Raw genomic sequence first — 3,474 nt, forward strand, 5'->3', positions numbered from 1 at the left:
CTCAACGCCGCCGGACAAACGGCCGCGCGGTTCGTGGCGAATCCGTACGGGCCGCCCGGCAGCCGCCTCTACCGCACCGGCGACCTCGCGCGGCGTCGCCCGGACGGCATCATCGACTACCTCGGCCGCACCGACGACCAGATCAAGATCCGCGGCCACCGCATCGAACCCGCCGAGATCCAAAGCGTGTTGGACACCCATCCGCAGGTGGCCCGCAGCGCGATCGTGCCCACTACCGGCCCGGACGGCGCGGTACAGCTCACCGCCTACGTCGTGCCCGAGACGGCCGGACCCGTCGACGCGCACGCCAACGACGAACACATCGCGGAATGGCGGCAGATCTACGCCGACGAGTACACCGCCATCGACACGGCGGTGTTCACCGAGGACTTCGCCGGCTGGGACAGCAGCTACGACGGCGCGCCGATCCCGCTCGCGCACATGCGCGAATGGCGCGCCGAGACCATCCGACGCATCGCCGAACTGCGCCCGTCACGAATCCTGGAGATCGGCGTCGGCACCGGCCTGCTCCTGGGCGAACTGGCGCCCGCGAGCCAGAGCTACTGGGCAACCGACTTCGCCGCCCCGGTCATCGAGAAGCTGCGCGCGGACCTGGCCCGGGACCCCGAACTCGCCGCGAAGGTCGAGCTGCGCACCGCCCCGGCGCACGAACTCGGCGACTTGCCGAAGGCGTTCTTCGACACGGTGGTGATCAACTCGGTCGCCCAGTACTTCCCGAGCCTGGACTACCTCACCGACGTGCTGCGCCGCGCGCTCGACCTGGTCCGGCCCGGCGGAGCGGTCTTCGTCGGCGACGTGCGCAACCTGCGGCTCGCCCGTACCTTCCACACCGCGATTCGACTCGGCCAGGCGACACCGGACACCGACGACGCGAGTGTGCGCGCCGCGATCGAGCGCGCCGTGCTGCTGGAGAAGGAACTCCTGGTCGACCCGGACTACTTCGACGCCCTGACCGATCTGCTGCCCGACCTCGCGGGCGTCGACCTGCGGATCAAACGCGGACACCTGCGCAACGAGCTGTCCCGGCACCGCTACGACGCGGTACTGCGCCGAGTCGGCGGCGACCCGGCCACGACCCTCGCCGACATACCGAGCCTGCCGTGGAACGCCGCCGAGGGAACCGACGCGGTCGCCCGCCGGCTGACCGATGATCGGCCCGACGCGCTGCGCGTGCGAGCCGTACCCAATGCCCGACTCGCGGGCGAAATCGCCGCGGAGCGCGTGCTGGCCAACGGCGGCACGAGCATCGAGGCACGCGACGCGCGCACCGCGGCCGAGCAGGCCGACGACGCGGCGATCGAGCCCGAGACGCTGTACGCGCTGGGCGCGGCCCAGGGCTACACCGTGGCCGCGACCTGGTCGAGCGCCGGATCCGGGTCCTTCGACGCGGTGTTCGTGGCCGGAGAGCGAGCCGCGAATGCCGTATCGGGCACTTACGTGGCCACGGGTTCGGGCCGTGCCGACCTGTCCGGCTACGCCAACCACCCCGCCGCCGCCCGTGAGGCGGGCACGCTGGTACCCCGGCTGCGCGCGTTCCTGCGCGAGCGGCTGCCCGAGTACATGGTGCCCGCCGGATTCGTCCCGCTCGATCGACTCCCGCTCACCGTCAACGGCAAACTCGACCGTCGCGCGCTGCCCGCCCCCGACGCCGGCGTCGGTCGCGCGCCCACGCGGGCACCGGCCGGCGCAGCCGAACTCGCCCTGTGCGCGCTGTTCGCCGAGGTGCTCGGCGTCGCCGACATCGGCGCCGAGGACAACTTCTTCGACCTCGGTGGCCACTCCCTGCTCGCCGCCCGATTGGCCGCCAAGGCCCGCGGCGCGCTCGGCGTCGAGATCGCCATCCGGGACGTGTTCACCGCCCCGACCACCGCCGCACTGGCCGCGCTGCTCGCGGAACGCGCCGGGACGGACGAGGCGGGCGCCCGGTCGTTGCGGCCCGCCGTCACGCGGCAGGAGCGCCCCGACCGGGTGCCGCTGTCGTTCGCCCAGCGGCGGCTGTGGCTGCTCGGCCAATTCGAGACGGCGAGCGCGGCCTACCACGAACCGATCGCGGTCCGATTGCGCGGGATGCTGGACCGAGCGGCGCTCCGCGCCGCCGTACAGGACGTGACGAACCGTCACGAAACGTTGCGCACGTTGTGCGTCGCGGCGCAGGAGCCCGCGGGAAGCGACGCCGCCGAGGTGTTCCAACACATCCTGGCCCCGGAGGACGCGCACGCCGTCGTCGAGTTCGCCGACACCGACACCCTGGGCGCCATCGACACCGAATCCGCGCTGGCCGCGCTGGTCGCCGAGGCCACCCGCCGCCCCTTCGACCTGGCCACCGAACTGCCGCTGCGGACCACGGTCTTCCGGGTCGGCCCTAACGAGCACGTGCTCCTCGCGGTGTTCCACCACATCGCGATCGACGAGTGGTCCATCCGGCCGTTCGCACAGGACCTCGCCGCGGCCTACACCGCGCGCTCGGCGGGGCACGCACCCGCGTGGGAGCCGCTACCGCTGCAATATGCCGACTACACGTTGTGGCAGCGCGACCTGCTCGGCGATCCGGCCGATCCCACCAGCCGCTACGCTCACCAACTCGCCTACTGGCGCAACGCTCTGGCCGCACTGCCCCAGGAACTGGAGATCCCCGCCGACCGGCCGCGCCCCACGGTGGCCGGCTACCGGGGCGGCACCATCGAACGCCTGATCGCCGCCGAACTCGCCCAGCGCGTACGTGCCGTGGCCTCGGCCGCCGGCGCCAGCGCGTTCATGTTCTACCAGGCGGCGGTGGCGGCGCTGCTGCACCGCCTCGGCGCCGGCACCGACATCCCACTGGGTAGTCCGGTGGCCGGGCGCGACGACGAGGCACTCGGCGACCTGATCGGCTTCTTCGTCAACACCGTGGTCATCCGTGCGGACGTGACCGGCAACCCGACCTTCGCCGACCTGCTGGCCCGGGTGCGAGACACCGACCTGGACGCGTTCGCGCACCAGGACCTGCCGTTCGAGCGCCTCGTGGAGGAACTCAACCCGGCGCGTTCGCTCGGCCGCAACCCGCTGTTCCAGGTGATGGTCGGCTATCAGAACCAGGGCGTGGGCGAGGTCCGCTTCGGCGACATCGCACCGGTCGGCGAACGATTCACCCCACCCACCGCCAAGTTCGACCTCGACTTCGTCTTCCGCGAGACCGATCTGGCCGCGGTGCCGGAGGGCGCGGTCGAGCTGGGCATCGAATACGCGGCGGACCTCTTCGACCACACCACCGTCGAGGACTTCGCCGAGCGGCTGCTGAGGCTGCTCGCCGGGATCACCGACGACCCGAACCGCCGCGTGGGCGCGTACGAACTGCTGTCGCCCGCAGAGCGCACGCGGATCGTGGCCGAGTGGAACGCGACTTCGCATCCGGTGCCGGAGGTGACGGTGGCGGATTTGTTGGAGGAGCGTGCGGGGTTGGTTCCGGATGCGGTT

Annotated in this window: 1 protein-coding gene; it reads left to right on the forward strand. The window is 71.9% G+C overall.

Annotated elements, in window-relative coordinates; genetic code table 11:
- The coding region (locus tag ACIRL2_RS51300; RefSeq protein WP_402242694.1) for a condensation domain-containing protein at positions 1-3,474 on the forward strand (3,474 nt) is incomplete at both ends.

This window comes from Embleya sp. NPDC127516 (genome assembly GCF_044765325.1).
In the GTDB taxonomy this organism is placed as follows: Bacteria; Actinomycetota; Actinomycetes; order Streptomycetales; family Streptomycetaceae; genus Embleya.